11 protein-coding genes are annotated in these 14,970 nt (G+C 48.1%); 4 read left to right on the plus strand and 7 right to left on the minus strand.

From position 1 onward, the window contains the following. Positions 1-8 precede the first annotated feature (8 nt). Complete coding sequence (locus tag ACESTD_RS15395; RefSeq protein ID WP_009037264.1) at positions 9-2,363, plus strand: BamA/TamA family outer membrane protein; 2,355 nt, start codon at positions 9-11, stop codon at positions 2,361-2,363. Between the two features lie 126 nt (positions 2,364-2,489). After that, a complete protein-coding gene (locus ACESTD_RS15400; RefSeq protein WP_005834919.1) occupies positions 2,490-3,401 on the plus strand; it encodes a nucleotidyltransferase in 912 nt (303 codons plus the stop codon). Between the two features lie 44 nt (positions 3,402-3,445). Here the strand turns inward: ACESTD_RS15400 and ACESTD_RS15405 are convergent, their stop codons facing one another. From ACESTD_RS15405 to ACESTD_RS15435, 7 genes are all read right to left on the minus strand, one after another. Next, complete coding sequence (locus tag ACESTD_RS15405) at positions 3,446-5,116, minus strand: ABC transporter ATP-binding protein (protein ID WP_005834921.1); 1,671 nt, start codon at positions 5,114-5,116, stop codon at positions 3,446-3,448. A 22-nt stretch (positions 5,117-5,138) separates the two neighbouring features. Further along, a complete protein-coding gene (locus ACESTD_RS15410; protein WP_373158988.1) occupies positions 5,139-6,302 on the minus strand; it encodes a nucleotidyltransferase family protein in 1,164 nt (387 codons plus the stop codon). Between the two features lie 8 nt (positions 6,303-6,310). Then, positions 6,311-6,577 carry a PqqD family protein gene (locus ACESTD_RS15415; protein WP_005834925.1) on the minus strand — a complete coding sequence of 89 codons (267 nt, stop codon included), beginning with the start codon at positions 6,575-6,577 and terminating at the stop codon, positions 6,311-6,313. Between the two features lie 12 nt (positions 6,578-6,589). Beyond that, positions 6,590-7,030, minus strand: coding sequence for a S24/S26 family peptidase (locus ACESTD_RS15420; RefSeq protein WP_005834927.1), 441 nt, complete (start codon positions 7,028-7,030; stop codon positions 6,590-6,592). A 26-nt stretch (positions 7,031-7,056) separates the two neighbouring features. After that, positions 7,057-7,983, minus strand: coding sequence for a hypothetical protein (locus tag ACESTD_RS15425; protein WP_022402243.1), 927 nt, complete (start codon positions 7,981-7,983; stop codon positions 7,057-7,059). 246 nt (positions 7,984-8,229) lie between these two features. Next, entirely contained in the window at positions 8,230-11,808 is a 3,579-nt protein-coding gene (locus ACESTD_RS15430) for a fimbrillin family protein (RefSeq protein WP_022402244.1), read from the minus strand. 13 nt (positions 11,809-11,821) lie between these two features. Further along, complete coding sequence (locus ACESTD_RS15435) at positions 11,822-12,037, minus strand: hypothetical protein (protein ID WP_016274224.1); 216 nt, start codon at positions 12,035-12,037, stop codon at positions 11,822-11,824. Between the two features lie 1,557 nt (positions 12,038-13,594). Here ACESTD_RS15435 and ACESTD_RS15440 point away from each other — a divergent pair. Together ACESTD_RS15440 and ACESTD_RS15445 are read left to right on the plus strand one after the other, a co-directional pair. Beyond that, positions 13,595-13,927: a DUF3795 domain-containing protein gene (locus ACESTD_RS15440; protein WP_061412529.1), complete on the plus strand. Its 333-nt coding sequence runs from the start codon at positions 13,595-13,597 to the stop codon at positions 13,925-13,927. Between the two features lie 233 nt (positions 13,928-14,160). After that, positions 14,161-14,895 carry a class I SAM-dependent methyltransferase gene (locus tag ACESTD_RS15445; protein WP_373158987.1) on the plus strand — a complete coding sequence of 245 codons (735 nt, stop codon included), beginning with the start codon at positions 14,161-14,163 and terminating at the stop codon, positions 14,893-14,895. Positions 14,896-14,970: the final 75 nt, after the last annotated feature.

A 14,970-nucleotide genomic window follows, 5' to 3' on the forward strand; every position in this document is an offset into this window, starting at 1 on the left:
AATGTGATATGAAACGACTGATATTATATATTGCAGGATTGATATTTCTGGCAGGTTGCTCCACCACGAAGCACTTGCCCGAGGGGGAGATACTCTATACCGGCCAAAAGCCGATGATTGTATTGAACCGCAGTGAAACGTCTGTTGGTGAGATTGCTATGGAAGAGGTGGAAGCCGCCCTTGCTACGGCACCGAACAATTCGTTGCTGGGAAGCTCTACTATCCGCTATCCCTTTCCTTTCGGACTGTGGATTTACAATGGTTTCCAGAAGTATGAGAAGGGATTCGGAAAGTGGATATTCAATAAATTTGCCGCCACTCCGGTGCTTATGTCTACGGTGAATCCCGATATACGCCAGAAGGCGGCGGTTAACTTGCTGCGCGATTATGGCTATTTCAACGGAAGCGTCAGCTACAAGACATTTATCGACCCGAAGGACTCGCTGAAGGCAAAGTTGCAATATACGGTGAACATGCGTAACCCCTACTTTATAGATACGGTATATTATCGTGGTTTCAGCGAGCGTACCACTCGCATTATGGAGCTGGGACGCCGACGTTCCCTTATCAGTTCGGGAGAACAATTCAATGTGGCTGATTTGGATGGGGAGCGTACCCGTATCAGTACCCTGCTGCGTAATGTGGGCTGTTATTATTTCCGTCCCGACTACCTAACCTATCAGGCCGATACCATGATGGTTCCCAATGGGCATGTCCAGATGCGCTTGATTCCCGTTCCCGGTATGCCAAAGGTAGCCGAGAAGCAGTTCCGTGTGGGGCGTAAATCCGTCTATCTTCTTGGAAAGCAGGGGCAGGAACCCAATGACAGCATGGATTACAAAGGCTTGACCATACATTACTACAACAAACCTCCGGTACGTCCCAACATGCTTTACCGTTGGTTGAACTATCAAGGTTATCGGCGGAAACGTCAGATACAGGACAGCGCAGGTATTGCCCGCCAGCGTTCTATGCAGAGTTTGTATAGTTTGTACCGTCAGACCCGTATTCAGGAGCGTCTGGCAAGCGTCGGTATTTTCCGTTATGCGGAGATGCAGTATATACCGCGTGATACGGCGTTTGTGTCTGATACATTGGATGTGAGGGTCATTGCCGCGCTCGATAAACCCTACGATGCGGAGTTGGATTTTAATGTCACCATGAAGAGCAATAACCAGACGGGACCGGGTGCCGCTTTTACGGTGACGAAGAACAATGTCTTCGGTGGCGGTGAAAGCTGGAATGTGAAGTTGAACGGTTCGTACGAATGGCAGACGGGCAAGGCAAGTTCTTCCTTGATGAACAGTTATGAACTGGGTATCTCCACTTCGCTTATCTTTCCGCGCGTGGTGTTTCCTAGGATGGGCGACCGTGAGTATGACTTCCCGGCTACAACGACTTTCCGTTTATATGCCGACCAGATGAACCGTGCCAAGTATTATAAGCTGTTGGCTTTTGGCGGTAATGTCACTTATGACTTCCAGCCCAAATCGACTTCCAGGCACAGTATAACTCCTTTCCGGTTGACATTCAATGTACTGCGCAATCCTACTGCCGCTTTCGATACGTTGCGTGCCGAGAATCCGGCACTCTACGTTAGTTTGCGCGACCAGTTCATTCCTGCCATGGAGTACACCTATACTTATGACAACGCTTCCGTGCGCGGCAAGCGTAACCCCATCTGGTGGCAGACCACCGTTGCGTCGGCCGGTAACCTGACTTCTGCCGTCTACCGTATTTTCGGCAAGCCGTTCAGTGAGGAAGGAAAGAAGCTTTTCGGGGTACCTTTTGCACAGTTCTTGAAGCTGAACTCGGAATTCAGGTACCATTACCGGATAGACAAGAACCAGATGATAGCCTCGCGTATTGCCGGAGGGGTGATATGGTCGTATGGCAACGCTACGACCGCACCTTATACGGAACAGTTCTATATCGGCGGTGCCAACAGTGTGCGCGCCTTTTCTGCACGCAGTATAGGTCCGGGCGGCTATCCTCCCGAGACGGATAGGAAATATACCTATATCAACCACGTGGGTGATATTCGCATAGAAGCCAATATCGAGTATCGCTTCCGTATGATTGCCGACTTGCATGGAGCGGTGTTTCTGGATGCCGGCAATGTATGGCTGATGCGTAAAGATGAAAACCGCCCGAATGGTGAATTTACGTTGAAGAATTTCCCGAAACAGATTGCTTTGGGCACGGGATTTGGCTTGCGTTACGATTTGGACTTTCTTGTTTTTCGTCTGGACTTGGGTATCGGGCTGCATGATCCGTATGATACCGGGAAGTCGGGGTATTATAATATTCCCAAGTTCAAGGACAGCATGGCGTTGCATTTTGCCATCGGTTATCCGTTCTAAATGTACCTTTTTGAACGGATAGTGGTAAAGAATGAACTAAAACTCCCTTCTGTCAGCCATAAATTTTTGTACATTTGCAGCCGTTATCAACTGTGATATACTAACCTTTTTAAATAATAACTAAATATGAAACCAACTTTATTCTTATTGGCAGCCGGCATGGGCAGCCGTTATGGTGGCTTGAAACAATTGGACGGACTGGGCCCGAATGGCGAAACTATCATGGATTATTCTATTTACGATGCCATCAATGCAGGCTTTGGCAAGCTTGTGTTTGTTATCCGTAAAGATTTTGAGCAGGATTTCCGCGACAAGATTATTTCCAAATACGAAGGCCATATTCCGTGCGAACTGGTATTCCAGTCCATTGATGACCTTCCCGAAGGCTTCACTTGCCCCGAAGGCCGTACCAAACCTTGGGGAACCAACCATGCTGTAATGATGGGTGCCGATGTAATAAAGGAACCGTTTGCTGTTATCAACTGCGACGATTTCTACGGTCGTGATTCCTTCCAGGTAATGGGTAAATTTCTTGCAGCCCTTCCCGAAGGCTCCAAAAACGTATATTCCATGGTAGGCTTCCGCATCGGCAACACGTTGAGCGAAAGCGGTACCGTATCCCGTGGATTGTGCGGAACGGATGCGAACAACCTGCTGACTTCCGTAGTGGAACGCACCAAGATTCAGCGCATGGACGGTGAGGTGAAATACATCGATGATAACGGTGAATGGACTGCCACTCCCGAGACGACTCCGGTCAGCATGAACTTCTGGGGTTTCACTCCCGATTACTTTGCTTACAGTGCAGAGTTTTTCAAGAGTTTCTTGAGCGACCCGAAGAACATGGAGAACCTGAAGAGCGAATTCTTCATCCCGCTGATGGTGGATAAGCTGATTAACGATGGCACTGCTACCTGCGAAGTGCTCGACACAACCAGCAAGTGGTTCGGTGTGACTTATCCCGAAGACCGTCAGAGTGTAGTCGACAAGATTCAGGCTTTGGTGGATGCAGGCGAGTATCCTGCAAAGCTGTTCTGAGTTTGTTAACCAAAGGCAGATACCCGTTGGGGCTCATTCTCTGATTATAATCGGACAATAGATTCGCATGCCTCCGCTACTGCCGGATGGTGGGTGACGAAGATACATGTTTTGCCTGCGCAGTCTCTGCGCAGGTTTTTTATTAACAGCCGTTCCGTGTCGGGGTCGAGGGCAGAAGTGGCTTCATCTAAAAGAAGAATGTTTCCGGGGCGTAGCAGAGCGCGGGCAATGGCGATGCGTTGGGCTTGTCCTTCACTGAGTCCGCCACCTCGTTCGCTGAGTGGGGAGTCTACGCCGTCGGGAAGGTGGAAGACGAAGTCGGCGGTGGCGGTTTGCAGGGCTTGATATATGGCTTCTTCAGAAGCTTGTGGGTTTCCCATCAGCAGGTTGTCACGGATAGTTCCGCTGAAAAGGGTATTGCCTTGCGGGACATATACGAAGTTCTTGCGGGTTTGCGGAGAGACGGTATGACTGGTTTCAAGTGGATGTTTGGCGGGTATCAAGAGTATCTGTCCCTCTTGTGGCGTTGCCAGTGCCAACAATAGCCGGATGAGCGTTGTCTTTCCTTTTCCTGTTTCTCCGACTACAGCTATGCAGCTACCGGCGGGGAAACGGCAGGAGAAGCGGCTGAATACCGGACGGTCATCGGGAGTGTAGCCAAAAGTCACGTCTTTCAGTTCCAGTTCCGGGGTAGAGGCGAGGAATATGCTGTCACCGTCCGCTTCTGCCGGCAGTCTTTCCAATTCCAATAGCCGGTCTATGGCGGTAAGGGCATTGACTACGGAAGGTATCAGGCGTGAGAGGTCGAGCACGGGACGCTGGACTTTTCCTACCAATTGCAAAAAGGCGGTCATCGTTCCGAAGGTGATACAGCCTGCGCTGAGGTGAACGGCTCCCCAAAGAAAAGCCGTGAGGTATCCGCCGGAAAAGGCAAGGGCCACTAACATGTGGGCGGAAAGCGAGAAACGGGTACGTCCCATGACTTGGCTGTGGAGCATGTCTTGCAAGTCATCGAGTTTGTCCAGATGCCGTTCGCCTTGTTCCAATGTTTTAATCACTATGCGATGTTGCAGGCTCTCTTGTATGACGGACTGGATGCGACCGTCACTGTTCCGAATATCATGTGTATAGCGTTTCATTCGTCGCATATAGAAACGGCTGCCTAATAGAAAGACGGGCAGGATGGCAACAATCAGCCATGGCAGTGAAGGGTCTAAAAAGTAGAAGAATAGAAAGGCTGCCAGCAGTTGTATACTCGTGACGATGAATGCCGGGACAGAAGAGGTGAGCAATGTGACGATGGCGGCGGTGTCTTGTTCTACCCGGTTCACTACGTCTCCGGTATGGAAACGCTCCAATTCGTTCCAGCGGCTTTGCAGTAAGCGCGAGAAGAGGCGGTGGCGAAGGGCGTTGCCCGTCTCTATCTGCATACGGGTACTTATCCAAGTGTCAGCAGCTCCGCACAGTAATTGGGCAGTCAGCAGGACAACGGTGAGAACGGCGACATGCGTCAGGTTGTCGTCTGTTATTCCGGTAGCGGTGTCTATCACCCGTTTGGTTGCATAGATAAAGGCTAGGGCAAAGGCCACGCCCAGAATGCCGGTGAGGCAACTTAGCAGGATACGTCCGCGTTGTTCGGCAGATACCTCTCGAATATACCTAAGTTTTTCACGTCTGTCCTTTTTCACTTTTTTGTCCTTCTGTTGCTTTTTCATTCCTTTTATTTTCCGGGTTCTTTTATTTCTTTGTCCTTGCTTTCTTGTCTTTTACTCCTTTTAATCGGTTTATTTGTATAGCTATCGTTCCCCCTATCAGAGTCACGGGATACCAGAGTGCTTCGTACGGTGCAAATTGACGCAGTTCGTTGCAGCGTCGGGTGGCGCGGCAGAAGGTGTACCACTTTCCTGCCCAATATCCTTTGGGGCGTGGCTTGATGCGGTTATCATGTTGCCCGAAGTTACCGGTAGACAGGATGTCTTCCAATAATTGTTCTCCTATCTGCTTGGTGCCTTCCAAGGGGAAAGGAAGCCGGTTGGCGGGCAATCCCAGTCGGGTGACGGCAATGTAGCCGAATGCTTGTGCGGCATGCAATAGTCCGAGGTCCTGCAACTGGCGAAGCAGGGTGGTGGCATCTATTTCTTTGTGGCGATTGGCAAGCAGACAAGTCCAGTCGCATAGCTGGCGCAGGCCGATTCCGCTGTTCAGGAAATGTACAAAGGCATGTAGGAAGATATAAAGTGCATTGAAGGTGGCCGGAGGTATGGCGATACTGACGGCCTTCGAGTCCTCTTTCCCGGTTTCGGAGAATAGGGCATAGTCTGTTTCCTGCGGATACCATTTTCTGATAATCTGCTGAAAGTGCCGGTTGGCAAGCGGACTGTTCAGCCGGAGGATGATGCGGTGGTTCTCGATGTGTACTCCTTTCAAACTGTAGCTGGCATGCTTGTCGGACGCTTCTCCCTCGACTATGGCGCCTTGTTGCAGCAGGAGGCGGTTGGCTATGGGTTGTCCTTGTTTTCCTAAATAGATGTCGATGTCTCCGCATTGCCGGTGCAAGGGAGTGCGGTAGTTGGTGCCGATGCCTTGCCCTTTCAGCAGTACGGGATGCAGCCCGGCTTCCCGGTAAAGGGTATTGAGTTCGGGCAGAAGCTGGTTGCGGCGTTTGTTGGCTTGTTCTATCTGTGCAGTCCGGGCAGCCCATTTCAGATAGAGGGCGCGTGGAGGGCGCAGTTCGGCCGGTAGACTGCTTATGCCGTCAAAAGTCAGTGCAAGCAGGGCTTGTGAGTTTGCCATGCGGTACACGGTTTCCCAGTCGTCCGGCGAGACCGACCGGAAGAGTTGTCGGTCTGCCGGAGTGCCCCACAGGCCGGAGCGTACCAATGAAAAGAAAGCGTGTTGCATATCCGTCCTTATTCTATGATTCCTTCGCGGTCAAGGGAGTCGATAAACTTCTGCGCATCGCGACGGGCCGATTCGTTATCTACATCATAGCGGCTGGTCAGGGCTTCTGTCACGCTGTCTGTATCGAACTCTTTGTTTTCTATCTCTTGCCAAAGCATGGCGGAAGTTTGGTTCAGGCTGATGACTTTGCTGAAGTCCACGTTCGACGAGCCGTCTTGCATGATGATGTAGTCATCGCCTATCCGGTGCAGGATAAATCCTTGTTTGATTTTCATGGTTATTTTGTTTTATATTCTTCTGAACAGGGCGAGCAGCCAGCGGCGAGCAGGGTTTAGCTTCATCCACCAGTAGGAGTAGAGCTTCCAGACTTTGCCGTCGGCGGTGTACCGTTTGTCTTTTCGCATGGCTTCGGTCATGACGCCCATTACCCGTCCGATGTCGGTTTCTTCGGTCTGGGCGAGGTTGCCGTCGCCTTGCAGGATGAGTATATTTCCGTTCCGACGGATGATGCGGTGAAAGACGATGCGTTCCGTCAGGTCGCGTGCCAGTACGGCGACGCCCGGTTGCAGCTGTTCTGTGGTGAAATCGCCCAGTGTCACCCGGTCACGGCGGTCCACTAAGAAAGGATTCATGCTGTTGCCCCGCACGGTGATGGTTACTGTATGCCCCTCTTTGATGAGACGCGCCACTTCGGGAAGCAATATCTCGTTGGGAATGCTTTTCTTCATCGGCTGTTCAGTTCATCATTCATAACTTATCCTTCTACCGTCTTTCTGCAAAGCTCCGTCGCTTCACGGTCGGGCAGGCATTTCAGATGATAGACGGGTGCCAGCGTGGCAAGTTCCGTCACAGTGGTGACAATGGCGTTATAGATTTCCTTGTTCTGCTTCAGGCAAGAGCAGGAGGGGAGGAGGGTGGCGAAAGCATGTGCTGCTCTCTCTTGCTCTATTTCATTCTGCGGTGCTTGTTCCAAGCGGACGAAGGCGCCTACGGTCATGGATTCTTTCCGATAGCATGGTGTCTTTCCGCTCCACGGAGAACCGAAAACAGTGGCTTGCTTGCCGAGGCTGTCCACATGTACTATCGGATTGTCATCGTTCAGTAGATGGCAGTCCGAGAACTGTTGCAGCCAGAGCCCGGTGTGCGTACTTTTGCCCGTGCCGCTTTTCCCTAAGAAGAGGTAGCCTTTGCCTGTTTCAGTAGCGACAACCGAGGCATGCATCAGCAGTGTATGGTGGCGGGCGGCATTGAAGGCATAGAGCATCATCAAGAAGTTGTTCAGTACGAAGTTCGTTTCGTTTTCCGGAGCCGGTGTTTCTGTCCTGCAGGCCGGTAGGTGGATGAAGCATTGCCTGAAGTTATCGTTGCACTCCATCCAATAGTTTTTCCCGCTTTTCCGTGGGGTGATGGATACAAGGTGTGAGCTGTGGGGCAAAGGGCGAATGATGCAATCGGCATCTTCCCAGTTGAAACATATATCATCGGGAGTTTTCGCTATGGTTCGTTTTGTCGCTGTTTCGTCATCGTCTATCTCTGTTTCAAAGATTACTTTTTGCGTCGTGTCTATTGTCGTGATGAACGGAATCAGTGAAGGCAACGCCTTGAATATATTGAAGTCGGAAGGTTTCACCATGCGGAAGGTGTGCGGTCCTACTTGATAATCCAATATCTGTATTCTCATATGTTTTGATTGTTAGTTGTTATTCATGATACTTTGGGCTACTCAGAAAAATAATGAATGTTTGTGTGAATGAGGAAGATTTGAGAGATTTTTCAACTGTCTTGTTGTCATTTTTTAGACGCGGAGGACGCAGATTTATAAAAGAAAATCCGCTGTCCGCCGCATCTAAAAGATAGTAATAAGGCGATTCCGATACCTCTTCGTTTGGTCTGCGAGGATATATTGCTTCCTTTCTTAGAATTTGGCTTATCGGTTCTCCTGACTTGTTGGGCCAACAATATATTCTTTCCTCCCATCGTTGACTTTGTGGGCTGCTGTATATACACTGCCGTCACGGGTAACCTCGTAACCTGTTACCAAATAGGATTCATTGTCGTCCATATTCGGATTTGCCGGGTTGAAATTGATGAACGTTCCACCGGACACCTGGATGCTGGCAGTGTTCTTGTCTGTATTCTTTAAGTTCAGTACCCAGTATCTGCCATCCGTGTCGTTGTTGGGTGTACCATATTTGCCGGATTCAAATGTTCCTCCATAGATATTGATTTTCCCATTCTCTCTTGCATAAATCAGGTCTATCTGGGTGTTCAGTTTCTGGGTGTTATAGTAAGAACCGCCATGAATATTTACTGTCCCGTGTCCTCGGGCTTCAATTACCATGCGATAACCATCGTCTTTCGCTGTAGCAGATGCATCGCACTTCACATTGCCGTTGCCTGAAATGTTTAGTGTTCCGTTCTGTACAGTAAAGATTTGTGTGAAAGGAGTGGCATCAGCTGTTTCTGAGGAATTGATGATGTCGTGGCCATTCAGGTTTAAGTTTGCCGTTGCGTTTGCAGCATTCAATATGTAGCCTGTGGCAAGCTCCGTCTTGGCGATGTTGATATTTGAGAGAAGTTTTATATCCACAGTTGCGTTGGTTGCCATGTACTTCAGTACGCTTGGGTCGGAGAATGTACCTCCGGAAACAGAGATGATACTTTTGGCATTTTCGGTTCCCACGGATGCATCTACCTTTAAGTCACCGTTGAAAGTACCGCCTGTGATATTCAGCTTCATAGGTTCGGTATTTCCTGCACTCTTGGAAATTTCCACTTTTCCATTGATGACGCTCGTACCGCTTACCGTAACCGTGACTCCAGCAGTGTACTTTGCATAGCCGCATACGTCGAATGCAAATTGATTCGCATTGCTTCCTGCGTTGATAGTGGTATTGTTGATGCTTATATTGCCACAATTGTTGCTTACTACGTATTGGGCATTTGTGTCTTCTACTGTCATATTATCTAATGTCAGGTTGCAGTAGTTCTGAATCATGATTTTGTTGTTGTCACTCTTCAGCGTTCCGTTCTTGAAAGTAACGTTTGAACCTTCGAGTAATTGACAGCTGTTCGTTTCGGTGCCGGTGGAACCTACGGTCGGGTCAGCAAGTGTAAGGATCTTGCCGCCTAAGTCCATCGTCAAGGTTTGTCCGCTTGTGGTCTTGAATCCCGGGCAGGTCTTGTCGGCGGTCAACTTTATGTTCACATTTGCATTTGTCTTCATGTACTTCAGCGCGCTTGGGTCGGAGAATGTACCGCCGGTAACGTTGATGACCGGTGTATAAGTGGTGCCTTCTGTGATGAGTGACTTTGCTTCGGCAATCAGTGTACCGCCTTTGATGTTTACTGTGGCAATGCCATATGCTCCACTTACGTTGATGGCGGCGCAGTCCAGTCCTCCGGTACCGTCGCCCCAGTTGCCGGTGCTGCCTGTGCCTTTACTGGTAATCAAGGCTGTGCCTTCCACGTTCAGAGTGCCTCGTTGGATGCATACACCTCCTGCGGCACCATAAACCTTGCCGCCACTGATGGTCGTTGTGCCGGATTGGGGCAGATAGACTGCATAGTCAGCAGTAGAAATGAGTTCTCCGTCTGTGATGTTGATGATGGAGTTCTGCGTCTTGTAATTGCCGTTGCCTGCCACTGCAAACCATCCGGCTTCTATCTTGCCGCCTGTCATGGTGAAGTCTCCACCGTCCGTCACTCCGACGCCATATTGGCCGTTACTGTTCGGAGTCTTTCTGACTGCACTGATGTTGCCGCTTTCCATGGTCATGGAGGCATCTTCACCGGCTATTTCAATCAGACTGCCATTATAAGAAGCCGCTGTATAATCCTGGCTGGCAACTATCTTGCCTTTCTTCTCGGTAGAGCTGTCCTTCAGTGTCATCTTGCCCAAGACGATGATTTTGCCTGTTGCGCTGTTGTCGGCAGTCAGTGTATATCCGTTCAAGTCAAGAACCACGGACTTTCCGGCGGGTACACTGACGCTTTGCCCTGTGATGTCGGCATCGGCGGACAATTTAAAATCTTCGCCGTTGGCGAAAGCGGTCTTTAGGACTGCCACGTCGGATTGAACTACAAATTTGCTGTCGATTGTTGCCGGAAGTGATGCTTCAGTTCCTTTTATTATATAGATTGTGGTATTGCCGGCATCGTGTACCAATTGTTCTACCTTTCCATATATCTTCAAGTTACCGCCTTTTACGGTCAGCTTCTTTACGGTGACGCCTGCATTGATAATCAATGTCTGCTGGGCGGTAGTGGCAGTCACTTCATTGTAAGTGGCTTTATTGCCTACTGCTGCCAATGTAACGGTGGTGCTTGGCATGGTGATGGCTACAGAAGGAGCTTCTTGCTCTGCTGTGGTTTCCGGCACAGCCAAGGATACACTGTTGGTGGCAGTGGCGGCGGGAGTACTTACGCTGGTATTGGTCTTGTCGGTCAGCTTTAACGGGGCAGAAGTGCTGGTTGTCGGGGCTGTATTGAACGCCAGGTTGATGTCCGAGTTCTGTAAAACCGGGATGGCGATGCCGTCGTTGCTGCCAGAAGTGGTATTGAAGCTGCCGCTGACTGCAATGTCGGTTACGGTTGCTGCTGTCGGTGCTTCTTGTGGGAGATTTTTTGAATCAGCTAAAGCTGTACTAAGCGCACTGGGGGTTGTAGCCTCTACCACAACGCAATCCAAAGGAGGTACTACCAATATGTCTCTTCTGCCTAGGATTTTGTCATTAAGCGTCTTGGTAAAATATACCTTGTCGCTTCCATTCGTCAGTTGGGCAGTGATGGAACTATAAGTACCTGTGGGCAAAGGAATGTAGAAGTTGCGAGACTTTATATCAGCTGAGGCTGTGAAGGAGGCGGTGATTTCCTTGCTTTCATCGCTCGTTACTGCCAGTATCGGGTCTGCTGCGGTTAAGTCTACCGTACAAGTACCTGCAATGTTATTGGAGGCAATAATCTTGAAAGTAGTGGCCTCTGCCGGAATCTTGTTGACGGTCAGTTTTATCATGGCTGCCATGTGCTTGAAGGACAGAGCGCTCAGATTGTCGGGATTTGTCACCTTGGCATACATCGGGCCATTGCTGCTGCCGTTATAATTTGTAAGCGTGGCAGGTAGAGTCATGGTCAATGTATTGCCGCTTACGCTCATGTTTTGTTGGTAAGGATAGATGGAGAATACAGCCGTTTCTCCGCTTGGCTTGCTGCCGTTGAAAGTGGCGGAAGTTTGACCAGCACCGCTTGCATATTCTAATTTTGTATTGCTATAATTACTTTCTGCATTACTACAGAACAACCCTAGGGCATCGGTATCTTGCCATAGAATCTTGTATTCATCGTTTACGGTAGTACGGGTGTCGGTACCTGCGCCTTCAAACGTTGCGTTAACGGTGATGTTTCCTTTCCGCCCGCTGTTTTCAAATTCCTCTTGGCTGCAACTGAATGCGGTCAAGGCAGCAGTTGCCATGCAGGCAACTTGCATAAGGTTTCTTAATTTCATCATAATGAAGTCCCCCTTAGTTTTCTACGGTTAAGATGTCATTGATTAGGTCTTCCAAGTCGCTGCTGGATGCCGAATTGTAGCTATGGGTAGAGGTGCTGCCCGAATAGGAGCGCGTAATGGGATGGTAAGGTTCGCCGCTTGTTGCAATGACTCCTTCATTCTCCATTTTGATAACTTCGATAGACGGAGTGATGTATGCTTCTCTACCGTCTGGTGTGTTCTGTTTCATATACACAAATTATTTAAAGGTTAAACAATAAAAAAAACGTGAGTAACTATGTTTGTATATCCTTTATTCAGGCCTTCGCATTGCCCTTTCCCTGGATATACAACAGTCACTCACGTCGTTTGTGTATATACCATCCCCCCTGATGGGAGAAAACCATATAAACATAGACGTGAGCATCCTTGTTGTTATCTTCAGGGAAATTTTCAAAGTTGCGAAGTTTGAATAAAGAAGATAATTTCAATAATGCTCTTACTAATATGTAAATAAACCCACTACGCTATAGCGGATTTGTGACAAAGATAATTGTTTTTTGTTTAAGTGTATCTATGTTTCTCTATTTTTTTTGGGAAAGGCTCACGTCTCTTTCATTTATAGGAGTTAGGAGAGTTATCACTTCTAACTCCCGATAACTCCTTCAAATATTTAGTAACTGTCTGCATTGTCTTTGAGGATGTTTTTCTGAGGAGCATAGCGGCTATGTGGCGAATAAAGAGGGGAAGACAGACCGAAAAGAAGCTGAATAAAATCTTTTTAAGCAAAATTAAAACAGAGATTTGATATACTTTAAACAGAACACCCTGCAAACTCCGGCTTGCTCTGTCCGGCAGTTTGCAGGGTGGCTGCTTGGTTTTCTCGCGTGTACGTAGCTCCTTACGCCACGAACGGAAGTCGATGCCATAGCAATTTTTCATAATAAGACTTTCCATATTTTAGCAAATGTCCGTACTGCCTTTGGCTGAAACAATTTATATAAGTAATTGAAGTTTCGTAAGTGAGTATGCCTGCTGATAAATGGGAATTTATCGCACAGAGCGCGAAGCCTGCTCTCATAACCTATGGAGAGCACGAGTGAAAGCTTGTGGATTTTTATCTAAAACATAGGTATTCCTTTACTCTTCTCCCTTTGTTTGTCTGCTGTGGCATAGGGAATTTATGACGCCTAACGGCCATGAACAACCCTGCTTTCGACCATAAAGCAATCGTTTGACGACCGTAAGCAGAGTTGTTCATGGCCGTTAGGCGTCACTAACTCCAGAGCTATTACAGATGAAGTACGTAGCCCGAACCTATTGCGCACAAGGCGCAAATGTATTATACAACGGTGTAAAAGACATTAGAGTGCATTATTCATAGTCGGCCTTTGATTCCCGATAACTCCTACTATGCTCCTACAGTCCAACTCCATATCCGTTGACTTCACAGTAAGGACAAGCCCGAAAATGCAGGAAAACCGAACCTGCCGATTCATGTAATCTGCATGCAGTATTATGGTAGGGGATAGCAGCTTACTGCAAAACTCAGGCGTTTCAGGCAGGTGGAAGCAAATTTTGCTTCCACCTTTTCAGGTTGCTTCCACCGCAGGGCAAATGCCGATGGACAGGGGGATGCAGGAGGTGGGTGGAAGTGTGGAAGCAAAGTGATGGAAAATTAATTTGGCATTCACACAATAATAACCGTATATTTGTAGCATGGCTGTCTGCCTCCTCTTAAATTCAGATAAAGAGGAGGTAGACAAATGCTTGCTATGAGAAACACATAAATGGTTATAACCAAGTGATGAAACAATTAATTGCATGTTGCGGGTTGGATTGCGAAAATTGCGCCGCCCGTATAGCCACTGTCAATAATGACGATGAGCTGAGAGAGAAAACCGCCAAAGAGTGGAGTGTGCTGAACAATACGCCGGAAATTACGCCGGAAACCATCCATTGTATGGGGTGCCGTGCAGACGGGGTGAAGTTTGCCTATTGCAGCGATTATTGTGCTATCCGCAAATGTGTGTACGAAAAAGGTTTCAATACTTGTGGCGACTGTAAGGAACTGGATACTTGCCAGGTGGTAGGTGCGGTTCTTCAGCATGCGCCCGGTGCAAGGGGAAATCTTTATTAACCGTAAAATCTTTGATTAAATAAAATATTGCTTATCTTTGCAGTATGACAAAGACATTTAAATCGGATTTGGTTTTGTAAACAATCTGTGTTCCATGCACAGATTGTCCCTTTCGTTTACTTTCGGATAACTTCTTTCGAGAGTGTTTTTCTATTGTTATAATTCAAGTTTAATCCGCATATTATGCTGAAGGTGTTGTGATACTTTCCGTATATGCAAAATATAGTAAGAAAATGAGTAACGAAAATAAAACTATCCACGATTTCGAATTTAATTTAATCTGTGACTTTTTCTCCAATATGGAACGGCAAGGCCCTGGCAGTCCTGAAGTGACGTTGAAGGCATTGAGCTTTGTAGACGGTCTTACCGATGAATCCCTTATTGCCGATATCGGTTGTGGAACGGGTGGTCAGACAATGGTATTGGCTGGCCATGTTCCGGGACAGATTACCGGAATTGACCTTTTCCCCGGCTTTATTGACATCTTCAACCGTAATGCAAGGCAGTTGGGCTTGCAGGACAGAGTAAAAGGAATTGCCGGTTCAATGGATGCCCTCCCTTTCGGTGAGGAGGAGCTGGATATGATTTGGTGTGAAGGTGCTATCTATAACATCGGCTTTGAACGTGGCTTGAAGGAGTGGCGTAAATATCTGAAACCGGGAGGGTATATTGCCGTATCCGAGAGTTCATGGTTTACGGACGAACGTCCTGCGGAAATCAATGACTTCTGGATGGACGCCTATTCTGAAATGGATACACTTCCCAATCTGGTAGCCAAGTTGTACAAGGCGGGTTATCTCCCCGTTGCTACATTCATTCTGCCGGAGAATTGCTGGACAGAGCATTACTTTGCTTCAAAGGTTGCGGCCCAGGAGATTTTCCGTAAGAAATATGCCGGTAATAAAATTGCCGAAGAGTTCAGCTCACTCCAAATGATTGAGGATGAACTATACGGCAAAGGTATATAAAAAACAGATTTTTTACGCCCGGTAAATAAGAAAGTCAAGACCGCGACTATCTTTGTGGTAAAAACGAGGTCATAG

The sequence above is a fragment of the Bacteroides sp. AR20 genome, from assembly GCF_964250605.1.
Classification (GTDB): Bacteria; Bacteroidota; Bacteroidia; order Bacteroidales; family Bacteroidaceae; genus Bacteroides; species Bacteroides uniformis.

Bases quoted from the DNA above. Each gene is read 5' to 3' on its own strand.
- ACESTD_RS15395 (WP_009037264.1), top strand. From the start codon at position 9: ATGAAACGACTGATATTATATATTGCAGGATTGATATTTCTGGCAGGT.
- ACESTD_RS15400 (WP_005834919.1), top strand. From the start codon at position 2,490: ATGAAACCAACTTTATTCTTATTGGCAGCCGGCATGGGCAGCCGTTAT.
- ACESTD_RS15405 (WP_005834921.1), bottom strand. From the start codon at position 5,116: ATGAAAAAGCAACAGAAGGACAAAAAAGTGAAAAAGGACAGACGTGAA.
- ACESTD_RS15410 (WP_373158988.1), bottom strand. From the start codon at position 6,302: ATGCAACACGCTTTCTTTTCATTGGTACGCTCCGGCCTGTGGGGCACT.
- ACESTD_RS15415 (WP_005834925.1), bottom strand. From the start codon at position 6,577: ATGAAAATCAAACAAGGATTTATCCTGCACCGGATAGGCGATGACTAC.
- ACESTD_RS15420 (WP_005834927.1), bottom strand. From the start codon at position 7,030: ATGAAGAAAAGCATTCCCAACGAGATATTGCTTCCCGAAGTGGCGCGT.
- ACESTD_RS15425 (WP_022402243.1), bottom strand. From the start codon at position 7,983: ATGAGAATACAGATATTGGATTATCAAGTAGGACCGCACACCTTCCGC.
- ACESTD_RS15430 (WP_022402244.1), bottom strand. From the start codon at position 11,808: ATGATGAAATTAAGAAACCTTATGCAAGTTGCCTGCATGGCAACTGCT.
- ACESTD_RS15435 (WP_016274224.1), bottom strand. From the start codon at position 12,037: ATGAAACAGAACACACCAGACGGTAGAGAAGCATACATCACTCCGTCT.
- ACESTD_RS15440 (WP_061412529.1), top strand. From the start codon at position 13,595: ATGAAACAATTAATTGCATGTTGCGGGTTGGATTGCGAAAATTGCGCC.
- ACESTD_RS15445 (WP_373158987.1), top strand. From the start codon at position 14,161: ATGAGTAACGAAAATAAAACTATCCACGATTTCGAATTTAATTTAATC.